The sequence below is a fragment of the Flavobacterium sp. FlaQc-48 genome, from assembly GCF_044007335.1.
Taxonomy (GTDB): domain Bacteria; phylum Bacteroidota; class Bacteroidia; order Flavobacteriales; family Flavobacteriaceae; genus Flavobacterium.
In genome coordinates this window covers 93,563-107,571 of sequence record NZ_JBIPCR010000001.1, presented here as the reverse complement: position 1 = coordinate 107,571, position 14,009 = coordinate 93,563, and the positions used below count along the sequence as shown (strand labels likewise).

The window sequence follows — 14,009 nt, the reverse complement described above, 5'->3', positions numbered from 1 at the left end:
TACCGCCAAAAAATCAGAAACGATTGTTCCGGGAATGTTTCTTTTGTATCGAAAATTTGATAAAAAAGGACGATTTAAAACCGTCCTTTAAATGTAGATTCAAAAAAAAACATCAAGGTATTATTTGATCATTTCGCAACTCAGTGAATAATTCGAAAAACGAATCTTTGGTATCCTTATAAACAGTAAAACCCAGTTTTCTGCTTCGTGACATATCGGTCATTACTTCTAAAGGACGCCCTAAATCCAGATCGGTATGCCAGGCAGAGGCCAGCTGATTTAAATCTTCTTCTATTAGCTGATTTTCTTTTGTGATTTCTCTCCAAACAGCCTGTTTTTTATCTAATACTGTTTCAAGCGGTTTTATTGTGTCATGGTATCCTTCAAATTCAATTTGAAACCATGCTGCTATTTTTGGCCAAAGCCATTTCCATCGAAAAACATCTCCATTGGTACTATTAAAAGCTGTATTATGAGCTTCAGGATTATTTGCCGCCCAGATCATCTGATCTGCCAGCACTTTTGCGTCCGTAACATCGGATATACCATTCCATTGTGCTTCAGAACCCGGCCAGATAAACGGGGTTCCTTCATGCTTACAAATACTGGCATAAACAGCCAATGTGGCCCCCATATTCATGGCATTCCCAATAGCGTTCCCAATTAGTGTGTGTGGTCGGTGTATATTCCAGGAAAAACCATCCCTTGCAGCAGCTTCATATACTTCGTCTTCCTGTGCATAATAGAAATTAGGAATATCTAAACGGGGTTGCTCCTCTCTTAATGGGGTTTCGGGCAAAGTTCCTGCTTTGGCATAAGCATCAAAAGGGCCCAGATAATGTTTTAAACCTGTTACCAATGATACATGTTTTACAGATTTTTTAGCTGATAAAACGTTTAATAAATTTCGAATCATGGCACTGTTGACCCTGATATTTTCTTCTTCGGTATCATTACGCATCCATGTTGTAAAAAAGACATGTGTTGGCGCAACATCCATTAAGGCATTCGTTAATGATTCGGTAAGAAGTAAATCTGCAGCAATTGGCTGTAAACCTTTAATATCATTTTTGGGGTTTCGGGAAAGCCCATAAACTGTCCATCTGTTTTCCAGTAATTTTGCGGCCAGATTACTTCCGGCAATACCGGTTGCCCCTACTACTAAGGCTGTATAATTTGCTGTTTTTTGCATCGATAATTTTTGAGAATCCATAAGAGGTTTAATTTTTTATCAAAATTACTCCCAAAACGCAGTGCAAAACGATGACTTAAAACAAGAAATTCAATTGACCCAGATCAACTATTTCGTTTTGATTACCACATTCTTTTTTAATCTGCTCAGTGTTTCAGCTGAAAGCCCCAGATAAGAAGCCAGCAAATTTTGTGGTATCCGTTTCATTAAATCAGGATTGTTTTCTACAATATGCTTGTATTTTTCTTCGGCAGTATGAATATGGGAACTGATTAATCTTCTTTCTTTCGTAATCAGGCTATTTTGAAAAAGCAAACGAAAATAGCGATCCATTACAGGAACCTGAATGGTTAAATTTTCGAAATCTTCCCTTGTAATAACCAGTACTTCTGAGTCTTCCATGGCATCAATACTATAAAAAGAAATTCCTCCGCTAAAAAAGCTGCTCATATCTGATGTCCACCATCCTTCGGGTGAAAACTGGTTGATATGCTGATGGCCTTTATCATCAACATTATACGCTTTTAAAAGTCCTTTTGAAACAAAAGTCATATAGGTACAAAGATGCCCTTCTACCACTACAAATTGCTTTTTCCTTACTTTTTTAAATTTAAAAAAAGTCTGTATAAGTTGCTTTTCTGCTGGTGTCAGGGTGACTTTTTCTTCAATATGCCTGAAAATTATATCGTACATCTGAATTATTTTTCTTTGTGAATGATGAAGCATAACAAATGTATGTTATTTATTTTTTAACTTTCGTAATCTGAAAAAATAGCGTGATCACGAATATTTTCACTACATCTGTAAACAATTTAAAAGCATTAAAAATGGTATTGGATTTTAAAAATTTCCCAAAGCTTACAACAGAAAGGTTAGTACTTCGAAATATTGAAAAAACTGATGCTGATTTAATTCACCAACTGCGTTCTGATGAAATTGTAAATGCCTTTGTAGGAAGAGACAATTCATCTACTGTAGAAAAAGCAAAGGATTATATCCTTAAAATACAAAATTTAATCCATCAAAATGAATGCATCTACTGGGTCATCAGTTTAAAAGAAAACAATGATTTAATCGGCTGTATCTGCCTGTGGAATTTTGATCCTGAAAATGAAATTGTTGAAATTGGATATGAGATGCAGCCTGCTTTTCAAGGCAGAGGAATAATGGGTGAAGCTATAAAAAAGACCATAACATATGCGTTTGAAGAAATAAAAGCCAAAATGATAACTGCATTTCCATCCTCAGATAACATTCATTCTGTAGCATTACTTAAAAAATTAAATTTTGAACCGGAAGACAAAAAATATAATAATACTCATAAAAACATAAAAAACCTGGTGACTTATACTTTAAAAAATAAAACTATTGTTTACTAAAATTCCTAAGAATGAATTAGTAACATATTGCAAATAAAATCGAAAATCAGGTATAAATACCCGTATAGGATTAATAAAAGAGCTGTAAATTTATTTTGAATTTGCACAAATTAAGTTAATCTAAACAAACTAAGATGGGGACACTTTCTAAAAATGAAGCAATACAACAATCTAACAATCACCTCACTTCAATAAAAAAAGACATTCCCGTTCACAATGCCGGATTTGTACTTGTAAGTGGTTTTATAGACATACTCTTTCAACGACTTAAATTGACTGAGAAACAAAGATTTACCAGTTTAGAAAATCAAATAAAAGCCGTACACTCGTTGCAATATCTGATCACTGGATTAGCAGGTACAGATCAAAACTATTTATTCCTGAATAAAGTTTTATGCGGTTTTTCTATAAACGAGATTATTCCTGATGAAATCGAAATTCCGGAAGAAAATAAAGCACTTATAAACGGACTGTTATATGCTGCAATTGGTCATTGGTCTGAAATTGGAAATTCTTCTATAGACGGTTTTAGGGCTAATTGGCTTATCAGGGATGGAAGTCTTTTAGAACTGGAAGACAGATGGGAACTTACTGTACAAAGAAAAGCTTATGATGTATTGCTTAGTAAATCTAGTTTTTATTTTTCGATAGTAAGATATCCCTGGATGAGCAAGCCTTTACATGTGAATTGGTTATAATTAAAAACAAATTGAAAATTACATAAATATGCCCTGGACTATTCTGGAACAACTATGGAAACGCGCTGTACATCCTTCCAACATGCCTGCTGCCGATAATAACCAAACCTGGAACCTGGAAATTAAAACCTTATATCAATTAGGGATTGGTATGGAAGAGACGCTACAGTTTCTTTACTTTGAAAAACCTGATTTTGAGAATTTTAAAATTTGGATCAATAAAAGGCAAAGAAGCCTGAATACTCAAGACAATAATTTCACAGCTAATGTTCTCTCAGCAGAAGATTTGCAATTTTGGGATAAAAACGGTTACATAGTTATAAAAAATGCCATTTCAGAAAAAGATTGTGAAAGTACGCAACAAGCTATTTGGGATTTTCTGGAAATGGATCCCGGTAAAAAAGAAACATGGTATAAAAGACATCAGGATCAAAAGGGACTGATGCTTAATTTTTCTGATCATGAAACCTTAAACCGAAACCGATTTTCCCCAACGATAAAAAAAGCATACGAACAACTTTATAAAACAACCGATCTTTACAAAACTATTGACAAGGTAAGTTTTAACCCTCCTGAAACAGAACAGTTTACTTTTATAGGAAGTCCGCTTCACTGGGATACCAGTCTAAAACGACCTTTTACATTCGCGCTTCAGGGACTACTCTATCTTACTGATTGCGGCCCTGATGACGGTGCTTTTCATTGTGTTCCGGGCTTTCATAATGAAATAAATCAATGGCTGGATAACCTCGATCTCAACGAAAATGCAAGAGATTTCGCTATTGAAACATTACAGCCGCAACCCATCATTGGTAACGCAGGTGATTTTATAATCTGGAGTAATTTATTACCGCATTGTGCAACACCCAACAGAGGTAAAAGCCCGAGAATGGTTCAGTATCTTACGTATTTGCCCAATGATTATAATAATTCAGGAGAATGGATCTGATAATAGGTTTATTCTTCACTCTTTCATCTTTATTCTTTCATCTTTAATCTTTAATCTTTCATCTTCACTCTTTCCTCTTTATTCTTTATTCTTTCATCTTTAATCTTTATTCTTCACTCGTCACTCGTCACTCTGACTTTCTATTCCTCATCCATTTTTCTACGGGTTCCAGAACAGTATTCACGATAGTTACCAGAGCAGTACAGATCAAAGCTTCGATGAAATACCCGGAAGCAGCAATACATCCAATAGCGGCACTGCACCATATTGTGGCCGCAGAATTTAATCCGTGTACGTTTGGTCCTTCCCTAAAAATGACTCCGGCTCCCAGAAAACCAACGCCCATAACGACTTGTGCCGTAATACGGGTTACATCAATATTGGGTGCGCTTGCTGCCACTTTTATGGATAACAATACAAACGTTGCCGCTCCTGTAGCGACAAGCATATTGGTTTTTAAACCGGTTTCTTTATGATGCCATTGTCTTTCAAAACCTATAATTAATCCGGCAAATAAAGCGATTACGATTCGGGTGAAAAATTCTGTTGTACTCAAAATTATAACTTTTATATGTTTAAAATAGTTGCTTTTTCATCAAAACTATCATTTCTGATAAGAAGATTTCAAAACATTAAATATAATACTATTATTCAAAATGTAACGCTTCGATAGGATCCAGTTTGGATGCTTTTAATGCCGGATAATACCCAAAGAAAATACCTGTTATCGCACAAACCAAGAAGGAAAGGATCACTGAGGATTCTGAAATTAAAGTAGGCCAGTGCAAAAAGAACTGGATTAGTTCAGAAGCTACTATTCCTAATACAATCCCAATTAATCCGCCCGTTAAACTGATTAATATCGCTTCGACCAGAAATTGCAGTAAAATGTCTCTTCCGTTGGCTCCAATAGACATACGCAATCCGATTTCTTTGGTTCGTTCCGTAACCGAAACATACATAATATTCATAATGCCGATTCCGCCAATTAATAACGAAATTCCGGATATAGCAGTTAGCAATACCGTCAATAACTGACTGGTAGAACTAAAGGTATTGATTAATTCGGCTTGTGTTCTTACAGAGAAATCATCTTCGTCTTTTGCTTTCAATCGATGTGCGGTACGCATAATTTCTTCTATTTCATCTGTTGCCAGTTGTGTCTGACTTTCATCTACAGTTGAGGTATAAATATTTTGAAGATAAATCGAGTTTGTAATTCTTTTTTGAACCGTACTGTAAGGCGCAATAATAATATCGTCCTGATCTTGTCCAAATGCATTTTCTCCTTTGGATTCTAAAACCCCGATAATCCTGAACGGAATTTTATTAAAACGGATAATCTGCCCTATCGGATCTACGCCGTACGGAAAAATATTATCGACTACAGTCTGACCAATTAAACATACTTTATTGGCCGTATGCACATCTGATTCCCGAAACGCAATTCCTTCTTTTAGCGGCCAGTCCCTGATTTTGAGGTAATCGACACTTACGCCCTGCATGCTTGTAGGCCAGTTCAAAGCTCCATTGATTGCCTGTCCTTTACTGGATACTGCGGGAGAAATGGCGTTAAGATATTTTGATTCTTTTTTAAGGGCTTCTACATCATTAAGCGTGAGCGTTTGTACACTCGAAATATCCAGACGTGCCCCGGCAGTAACATTACTGTTTGGCCGAATCGTAATCATATTCGATCCCATACTGGACAATTGATCCTGAATACTTTTTTTAGACCCCTGCCCAATGGCTACCATGGCAATTACAGAAGCCACACCAATAATGATCCCTAGCATGGTGAGCAACGCGCGAAGTTTATTGCGGCGCAAAGCCTTTAAGGCGATTAGAAAAAGATTAGCTATTTTCATATTTATAATCTTCATCTACATGAAAATCTGCCAGCATTTGTTTGGCCGATTTTATGTTTTGGTTATTAAAATCTTTCATGATTTTTCCGTCCCGGAGCGTAACGGTCCTGTTGCTAAAAGCAGCAATATCCGGTTCGTGGGTAACAAAAATGATTGTTTTTCCCTGTGTATTCAATTCTTGTATTAAAGCCATGATTTCGTAGGATGTTCTGGTATCAAGGTTTCCTGTTGCTTCATCGGCAAGAATCATCACCGGATCGTTTACTAATGCCCTTGCAATCGCGACACGCTGTTGCTGTCCTCCGGAAAGCTGATTAGGAAAGTGATCCAGACGATCGGCTAGTTTTACGGCTTCTAAGGCATTAATGGCTCTTTCCCGTCTTTCTTTTGTAGAAACACCTGAATTATACAATAACGGGAGTTCTACGTTTTCTATGGCCGATGTACGCGCCAGAAGATTATACGATTGAAAAATAAAACCAATCTTGGTATTTCTAAGCGCTGCCAATTCGTTTTTAGACAATGATTTGACATTTACTCCATCTAAAAAATAATTTCCGTCTGATGGTTTGTCCAGACAGCCTAAAATATTAAGTAAGGTTGTTTTTCCGGAACCGCTGCTTCCCATAATGGTCAGGAATTCGCCTTCCATAACATCAAAAGAAATTCCTTTTAAGGCTCTGACGGTTTCAGATCCCATGGTGAATTCTCTTTTCAGGTCTTGTATTTCAAGAATCTTTTTTCCCATTACAATTTATTTTTTGTTCTAAATGTATTTAATACGTTGGGCATAAATATTTTAACACATAGATACATAGATTTTACAACTCAAATAAGGCGCTTCATTTTTTTAAACACACATCAGATAACTGTGTACAAGAAATATATTTCTCTTTATTTCCTTTTTTATAAATAAAACCGTTCCATGTGTTAACATAAAAGATCACGAATTATATTTATTTGATGTTTTATCTTTTTCCACCGCCGCCTCCACGTTTTGGCATAAACGGACTTGAATCTGCTGCTTTGGCGCCTTTTGATTGTTTGGATGCATTAACTCCGGTAATAATTTCGTCTTGTGCTGTAATTCCTTTTATGATCTGCACATTAATATCATCATCCAATCCTATTCGTATGTGTTTTGGAATGATAGAATCTCCTACTTTTTTCCATACAATGGCTTTTTTACGATCGATACTGCTATCCGGAACTTTAGTATTGGATTGTGCGTTAGTTCCATATTTACTTTTAGGATTGCCTTTATGATTTCCTAAAGACAATTTTCTTATTTTAAATTGTTTTCCTAAAGTCGAATCCGGCTGAAAAGCAATTGCTTTTGCTGAAATGAGCAATGCATTTTTTACTTCATTGGTATAAATAATAATATTAGCAGTCATTCCGGGCTTGAGTTTTAAATCATCATTTGGCGCATTTATAATGGTGGTATACGTCACAACATTTGAAGAAATTGTGGGTTGCAGCCGCACTTCGATCACGGTTCCTTTAAACACATCATCCGGAAAAGCATCTACGGTAAAACTGGCACTTTCTCCCACTTTTACATTCCCGACATCGGCTTCATCTACAGAAGCCTGCACCTGCATTTTAGTGAGATCTTTTGCAATACTAAATAAAGTTGGTGTATTTAAACTTGCTGCTACAGTTTGTCCTTCGCTCACTTTTCTGGATAAAACAGTACCGTCAATTGGCGAAAAAATATTGGTAAACGAAAGGCTTTTTTGTACGGACCGCAATTGTGCTGCAACACTGTTTACGTTGTCTTTTGCAACATCATACAGGTTCCTTGCGGTTTCATAATCGGCTCTGCTGATTCCTCCTGCTTTATACAATTCGCTTTGTCTGTTAAAATTAGACTGCTGGTAGCTCAGGTTGTTTTTTGATAATTGCAGATTGGCTGTAATCTGCTGTACTTGTGCCAGCAACAACGACTGGTCTATTTGTGCGAGTAATTCTCCTTTTTTTACTACCGAATTAAAATCCACAAATACCTTTTGTATCGTACCGGAAACCTGTGTTCCTACTGCAACGGTGTCTACAGGCTGAATTTTTCCGGTGGCGGTCACACTCGTTGCGATATCTCCGTAATGCGGTTTCTCGGTAATCAGTGTTACTTTATTACCATCCTTATGAAAAATAAAGTATCCTATGCATCCTATAAGTAACAACCCAATGATGATAATGATTATTAATTTACTTTTTTTCATTTTGCTCTTTTTATAGTTTGATTGGATCTCCTTTATAGAAATCGTATATTTTTAAACTCACTACGGCATTGTATTTCGACTGAATAAAATTCTGAAATGCCTGAATGTATAAATTCTTTTCCAGCAGATAATCTACGGTACTAATACCTCCCAGCCTTAATTGTTCATTGGCAATACGATAATTTTCGGTATTAGCATCGAGCTGTTCCTGGGCAGCCGTAAACTGAGACTGTGCATTCATTACATTAATATAGGCCTGCTCTACTTTTTGAGAAAGTACTGTTTCTGTATTCGTAAGATCCAGTTTAGACTGGTCGATTGCAATTTTTGATTTTTCGACACCTGTTTTTGCTACTCTGTTATTGAATACCGGAATAGTTAAGGAAAGTCCTAAACGCTGGTAGAAATTATTGTCTACTTGCGCAGGATATGGTGTTTTTTGATTATCAGAATATCCGGAAGCCAAAGTTCCGCTGGCGCTGAGTGTTGGTAAAAAACTTGCTTTGGATTTTTGTAATTCTAAATCAGCGGCCTCTTTTTCTAACTGACTGCTCTTTATTTCGGGTCTTTGTTCTAAAGCTATTTTTTGGGCCTCTTCTAAATTGATTACGGGAAAAGCAGCTTCTAAGGTTTCCGGCTTCTGAATGTTCAGGTTATAACCTGACGGAAGCTGTAATAATTGTTTTAAGGTCAGCGTATTTTGGCGTTCGTTGTTCTGAGAAGCAATTAAATTATAATTGTCTGTGGCTACTTGTGCTTTGAGGAAGACAAAGTCTTTTTTGGCAATACTTCCGGCATTGTATTTTAATTCTCCTAATTTGAGTTGTGCTTTAGAAGTTTCTAAAATCTCATTCAGATACACGTTGTTCTCTTTAGCAAGAAGAATCGTCAGATACGATTGTGTGATTTGAATTGTGATGTCGTTCTCAGCGGCTTCGGCATTAAACTGAGCCGATTTCGTGAATAATTCTTTTTGTTTTATATCATTATTCAGATAACCGCCGTTGTATAAAACCATCGACGAATTTAAAGCATAATTCCCGGCAAAACTGGCTTGCGTCTGAAAACCGCCAACCACCAAATCTGCATTTTTGGCATTAGTAAACGTTTGCGAGGCGCTCCCTGTCAGATTAGGAAGTTTTGCTGCTTTAGATAACAATAAATCCTGTTCTGTAGCTTTTGTTGTTAAGCGTAAGGTGTTAATCTGAATGTTTTGCTGTTTAGCATAAACAATACATTGTTCCAGACTCCATACTGTTGGCAACTGATTTTGTTCAATCGTTTGTGCAGAAACCCGGGCGCATTGAGCAATCAAAATCACCATTAAAGTATTTATCATAAATGACCTCATACCTGAATTTAATTTAAATTAAAAAAATAAATTGTAACCTGAGTATTAGATAATAAAAATGCTTTAAGCGTATTGTGGATTGATTAAAAAGGGGATTTGGTACGGTATTCCTAATAATGGTAGATAAAACGAATAACCATATCAAATATAACAATTATTTTAACACTTTTATCGAAGTAAATCCCATTTTAATCTTAAATAAAGTATAAATTAACTCTAATAAATCTTATTCCGTTATCCTAACAGGTTTTAAAAACCTGTCAGGTATTCTGATTGATTTCTCATGATCAAACGTTACCGATAAATAATCTTATTAGTTAGTATAATTAATTGAACAGCGAAACGGAAATACTGATTATGATACCTAACAGGTTTTAAAAACCTGTTAGGATAGAAATAGTTAACGGTATTTTCGATGTTTCTTCATCATTACTTTATAAAACTTATGTTTTACAATTTCAGCAGAAATGATATAGGTTGCGATTGCCATTTCAGGAAAACCGGTCAGGAGATTGGTCAATAAAATCTGTTTGGGCAATAAGGGTAAAAACGGAAGAAACAAGGAAGCGCCCAAAAGATGGATACAGGAATTGCATCAATATCCTGACCATTTTATACGGTGCATGATTTGTATGGTTTATATCCTGACGAGAAGAAAGAATCGAAAAAAGCACCAAAGATTATATTGCTTTTCTGGAGGCTCTTTAAAGTGTTTATAAACTTAAAAAAAAATCCCCTCTTTCTCAAATTAGTAAAGAGGGGATTGTAGTTTATTTTAAAGATGAATTATTTCATTAATCCTTAATGAATTTCTGTACATAATTGGCTCTGTCAGTCACCACATTAATGATGTACATTCCTTTCATAAAAGAACTTACGTTGATTTGATTGTTATTAACGGAAGCAGGAATTGTTTTTCCTGAAACATCATAAACCGTAACATGCACCACCTGATCTTCAGTTTGGATGTTTAAAACTTCTGAAACCGGATTAGGATAAATGGCCAATTTGACCTTTGTAAAATCACCTGTTCCTAAATTAGTTGATGCATTAACTGTAATTGATTTTTCAACTACTTTTCCGTTAGAATTAAAACTTATCACGACTGTCGCATCACCTGAAGTTTTAGGGGTCAAAACCAGTTCATCGTTACTATTTACAACTGCCAAAACTACCGCTGTATCGCTATTTGATTTTACTGTTTTTACAATTGCTGCTGCTAAATTATCGTCATCTGAAACAACCGTTTTTAAATCAATTACAGTTGGATTATTTACGGAAACCTGCGAAGGCAAAGTACTACTTATTACCGGAGCCGCATTATCAGGGAAAACTGTTACAGCCGGAAACCAATAATAGTCATCTAAGATTTTAGTATTGGTTAAATTTCCTGTATTATCAAAGGTATGTATCCAGTTTTTTTGGTAATGTGCTCCAAAACCGCTTTCTGTTGTATTAATAATTAAATGATCAGAAACCGGATCAATACGTAATGCAGCGCCATAAGGAATTTGCTTGTAAGTTCCTGTTTGTCCCGGAATAGTTGCAAAATTTTCATTGAACGTTTTAGAAGTAATATCAAATTTGACAATTTGTATTCCTGAATTAAAACTATTAATAGAATTGATCCAGTACAAAGCGTTCTGTTGATTACTGTAAGTAAAACTTCCTGCATTCCATGCGCCCCATGATCCTAAATATTTGGTGGTAGGAATTGCATATTCTGTTACTGCAAAAGTTGTTGCATCGATATTGATTAATTTTTGATTCTGGATTCCCCAAACACTTCCGTCTTTTGCCTGAACAACCGAATGGAATGCACCGGAAATAGTCTTAATCACGGTATTAGTATTGGGATCTATTATCAAAATTCCTGCAGTCTGTTTTACCGCAAATACATATTGAGAAGTACGAATCATGTTTCCTATTTGTCCGGAATACTGGCTTCCGCCACCTGTTGCAGGTATCAAACTTCCTACCTTCATGTTGGCAATGTCAAAAAGAAAAATTCCGTTTGAAGCACCAATATAACCTGTTGTTTCATTGATCCCGATAAAAGAACGTCCGTCTCCTCCACCAATAACATCAAATGCAGCAATTTTTTGCATTGTTTTTGCGTCCGCAACAACTAATCTTCCACCTGGGGTATATTTAGTGTCTCCACCGTCTTTCGCCTGTTTTGAAATGAAATAAAATTTATCTCCATAGATTGTTCCGTATTGCGTAGTGGCCCCAAAAGCCTTATTGTCGTTAGCCGTACTATAAATTCGATAATTAATATTCCCGTCATTATTCACAAAATTTACAGATCCATTTGTGTGTCCGAACCATTCTTCGTTTACTATAAAAAAACCATTGGTATAATCTGTTGCCGCAACATACGGTGTTACCGGAGTGAATGTTTCTGAAACAGGAGGCTGATTCATCAATGGAGCATAATTCCAAACATCCCAGGAACCATTTTCTAAAACACGACTGCTGGCTCCTAAACCTGAATAAGCAAAATCATCCTCAGCAGAATCTCTGACATTATAAACCCAATATCCCTGATACCATCCGGATTGCCAGTGATCGGCGGGATCTATAGCTGTATAATGATCAAAATCGTAAGAAGAGGAATTAATAATGCCACTTAAAGAATAATAAGGATAGGTTACGTTGGCATCTTTATAAAGTCCGTTTGTATTTGCTCCATTCAGATCAAATCCCAGTCCTCCAATCGCTGATCCAAACTGTGTGCCCTGATAAAGCAAAGAAAAAAAACGGGGATCAGCTTTCAATATAGCTTTCAGCATATCTTCACCCGTGGCCTGGCCATCCCATTTAAAACCCCAGATTAAAGGATCAGAGCCTTTATCGTCATTCCATTGTATTCCCAATACTGCTTTGTTGGAGCCGGTTCCTACCCAAAATTGAACGTCGTCAAAAGTTGTGGGGCTGGCAACGCTTTTTTTCGTACTGCTTTTAAGTGTTGTCTTTTGTTTTATATCAGTTCTGGGGACACCCTGGACTGATACTTGTGCCCTGGTCAGAAACGTAAAAAACAATAGTAGTAGTAAAAGGTAATTTTTTTTCATATTATAATTCAGTTAAAGGTTTTTATTATTTAAGATGTAAGTCATAGGCTCCTGCTACTTCTGTTGAAACTTCTCCCAACCATCCGGCTTCCTGATTGATTCCCGTGTGTACTTTTACAAAATCTATTCCCGGTAGTTTTACATACTTTCCGTCTTTATCTACAGCCCAGGAAATATCGATATTAGAACCTTCATCGTTATTGGGTGCATTATCAGCATAACCAAAATCAAATGATTTGCCTACCCAATAATTTCCCGTACCACTCTGATCGTAGAAATTATCGGCAATTCTGGTCCCTTTCAGACTATAGGAAGCCTCAGAAATCCAAAGCGGATAATAACTCTGATCGTGAAATGTGTTTCTGGTTTTATAACCTGATTTCCCCTGATTATCCTGCCATTTAATATATTCAACATCGGTTTGCCAGAATTCATCTCCTGTAACCGGCGGTTTGGAAGGATCTGGTTTGAAATACGTAATGCTGTAATTTTTTACGGTACTGTTTTTAAAATATTCGCTTCCTGCTATTTCGTACCATTCGTCTTCATCTGGTTTTCCGTTTTTATTTTTGTCGTACCCCACCAGAATAATTCCGGGTTCACAAGATCCTGAACGTGCTTCATTGGCTTCACTTCCCCAAAATGCATTTCCTAAAATCTTAAAATCGCGTCCGTCCATATTCGGGATGGTGTGATCAAAGCCAAATACCACATAACCTCCAAAACCGCCTAACGATATCATGCTGGTGTTAGAGCCAACAATCGCCTTTTTTGCTGCGCTGATAAGACTGGCTTCGGTGTTTCCTGTTAAATATTGCGGAATTTCATTGGTAAACTGACCTGTTGCCGGGCGGAAATCAAATACGTTGGATATGTATTTACTGTAAGTTCCCGCCTCTTTTGTTACGTTAATAGAAGATGTGTATGTTTTGACGTTTCCGTTGATTTCTACCTTTAAAGTCAGTATATAAGTTTTTTGATACGGACTAATAAAATCCAACTGCGAATTTTGCGAAATCACAGAATCATTTGCCATCCAGGTTACTTGTGAATTGGCGGGTAAATTTGGTGCAATATTCAGTACTTTAAAACGATCTATGGAGTAGGAATCTTTTAGTAATACTGCCGGAATTCCCAGGTCTTCTTCTTTGTCAGTTCCGCATCCGATAAATCCCAGTACGAAAACTGACAGTAATATCATTTTTAGAATTTTAAAAGGATTTCTTTCCATATTCAATAAAATTTAGGATTATTTTTTTTTCTGTACTTC

Annotated in this window: 12 protein-coding genes; 3 read left to right on the top strand and 9 right to left on the bottom strand. The window is 36.2% G+C overall.

Annotated features, from left to right (window positions below; all coding sequences use genetic code 11):
• Positions 1–112: 112 nt before the first annotated feature.
• Both ACHRWY_RS00395 and ACHRWY_RS00390 read right to left on the bottom strand, forming a co-directional pair.
• On the bottom strand, positions 113–1,213 hold the full coding sequence (locus ACHRWY_RS00395) for an SDR family oxidoreductase (protein ID WP_395351420.1): 1,101 nt from the start codon (positions 1,211–1,213) through the stop codon (positions 113–115).
• Positions 1,214–1,300: 87 nt separating this feature from the next.
• Positions 1,301–1,885: a Crp/Fnr family transcriptional regulator gene (locus tag ACHRWY_RS00390; protein WP_395351418.1), complete on the bottom strand. Its 585-nt coding sequence runs from the start codon at positions 1,883–1,885 to the stop codon at positions 1,301–1,303.
• Between the two features lie 83 nt (positions 1,886–1,968).
• On the opposite strand from ACHRWY_RS00390, the gene ACHRWY_RS00385 reads away from it, so the two are divergent.
• From ACHRWY_RS00385 to ACHRWY_RS00375, 3 genes are all read left to right on the top strand, one after another.
• On the top strand, positions 1,969–2,571 hold the full coding sequence (locus ACHRWY_RS00385; protein ID WP_395351417.1) for a GNAT family N-acetyltransferase: 603 nt from the start codon (positions 1,969–1,971) through the stop codon (positions 2,569–2,571).
• Positions 2,572–2,705: 134 nt separating this feature from the next.
• The gene (locus ACHRWY_RS00380) at positions 2,706–3,269 is read left to right on the top strand and encodes a contractile injection system tape measure protein (protein ID WP_395351415.1); all 564 of its coding nucleotides are present in this window, start codon (positions 2,706–2,708) and stop codon (positions 3,267–3,269) included.
• Positions 3,270–3,297: 28 nt separating this feature from the next.
• Positions 3,298–4,218, top strand: a complete 921-nt coding sequence (locus ACHRWY_RS00375; RefSeq protein WP_395351413.1) for a phytanoyl-CoA dioxygenase family protein — start codon at positions 3,298–3,300, stop codon at positions 4,216–4,218.
• Between the two features lie 127 nt (positions 4,219–4,345).
• Here the strand turns inward: ACHRWY_RS00375 and ACHRWY_RS00370 are convergent, their stop codons facing one another.
• The 7 genes from ACHRWY_RS00370 to ACHRWY_RS00340 form a co-directional block, all read right to left on the bottom strand.
• A complete protein-coding gene (locus ACHRWY_RS00370; protein WP_395351411.1) occupies positions 4,346–4,774 on the bottom strand; it encodes an MgtC/SapB family protein in 429 nt (142 codons plus the stop codon).
• Between the two features lie 91 nt (positions 4,775–4,865).
• On the bottom strand, positions 4,866–6,086 hold the full coding sequence (locus tag ACHRWY_RS00365; RefSeq protein WP_395351410.1) for an ABC transporter permease: 1,221 nt from the start codon (positions 6,084–6,086) through the stop codon (positions 4,866–4,868).
• Positions 6,073–6,834 (bottom strand): ABC transporter ATP-binding protein, encoded by a 762-nt coding sequence (locus ACHRWY_RS00360; RefSeq protein ID WP_395351408.1) that lies wholly within the window; start codon positions 6,832–6,834, stop codon positions 6,073–6,075. Before ACHRWY_RS00360 ends, ACHRWY_RS00365 begins: the two co-directional genes overlap by 14 nt.
• A gap of 220 nt (positions 6,835–7,054) precedes the next feature.
• The gene (locus ACHRWY_RS00355) at positions 7,055–8,311 is read right to left on the bottom strand and encodes an efflux RND transporter periplasmic adaptor subunit (protein ID WP_395351406.1); all 1,257 of its coding nucleotides are present in this window, start codon (positions 8,309–8,311) and stop codon (positions 7,055–7,057) included.
• 10 nt (positions 8,312–8,321) lie between these two features.
• On the bottom strand, positions 8,322–9,662 hold the full coding sequence (locus tag ACHRWY_RS00350; protein ID WP_395351404.1) for a TolC family protein: 1,341 nt from the start codon (positions 9,660–9,662) through the stop codon (positions 8,322–8,324).
• 794 nt (positions 9,663–10,456) lie between these two features.
• Entirely contained in the window at positions 10,457–12,739 is a 2,283-nt protein-coding gene (locus ACHRWY_RS00345; protein ID WP_395351402.1) for a DUF5074 domain-containing protein, read from the bottom strand.
• Positions 12,740–12,764: 25 nt separating this feature from the next.
• A complete protein-coding gene (locus tag ACHRWY_RS00340) occupies positions 12,765–13,940 on the bottom strand; it encodes a cell surface protein (RefSeq protein ID WP_395351400.1) in 1,176 nt (391 codons plus the stop codon).
• Positions 13,941–14,009 lie beyond the last annotated feature (69 nt).

Coding starts and splice junctions, on each gene's coding strand:
- ACHRWY_RS00395 (WP_395351420.1), bottom strand. CDS start 1,213: ATGGATTCTCAAAAATTATCGATGCAAAAAACAGCAAATTATACAGCC.
- ACHRWY_RS00390 (WP_395351418.1), bottom strand. CDS start 1,885: ATGTACGATATAATTTTCAGGCATATTGAAGAAAAAGTCACCCTGACA.
- ACHRWY_RS00380 (WP_395351415.1), top strand. CDS start 2,706: ATGGGGACACTTTCTAAAAATGAAGCAATACAACAATCTAACAATCAC.
- ACHRWY_RS00375 (WP_395351413.1), top strand. CDS start 3,298: ATGCCCTGGACTATTCTGGAACAACTATGGAAACGCGCTGTACATCCT.
- ACHRWY_RS00365 (WP_395351410.1), bottom strand. CDS start 6,086: ATGAAAATAGCTAATCTTTTTCTAATCGCCTTAAAGGCTTTGCGCCGC.
- ACHRWY_RS00360 (WP_395351408.1), bottom strand. CDS start 6,834: ATGGGAAAAAAGATTCTTGAAATACAAGACCTGAAAAGAGAATTCACC.
- ACHRWY_RS00355 (WP_395351406.1), bottom strand. CDS start 8,311: ATGAAAAAAAGTAAATTAATAATCATTATCATCATTGGGTTGTTACTT.
- ACHRWY_RS00350 (WP_395351404.1), bottom strand. CDS start 9,662: ATGAGGTCATTTATGATAAATACTTTAATGGTGATTTTGATTGCTCAA.
- ACHRWY_RS00345 (WP_395351402.1), bottom strand. CDS start 12,739: ATGAAAAAAAATTACCTTTTACTACTACTATTGTTTTTTACGTTTCTG.
- ACHRWY_RS00340 (WP_395351400.1), bottom strand. CDS start 13,940: ATGATATTACTGTCAGTTTTCGTACTGGGATTTATCGGATGCGGAACT.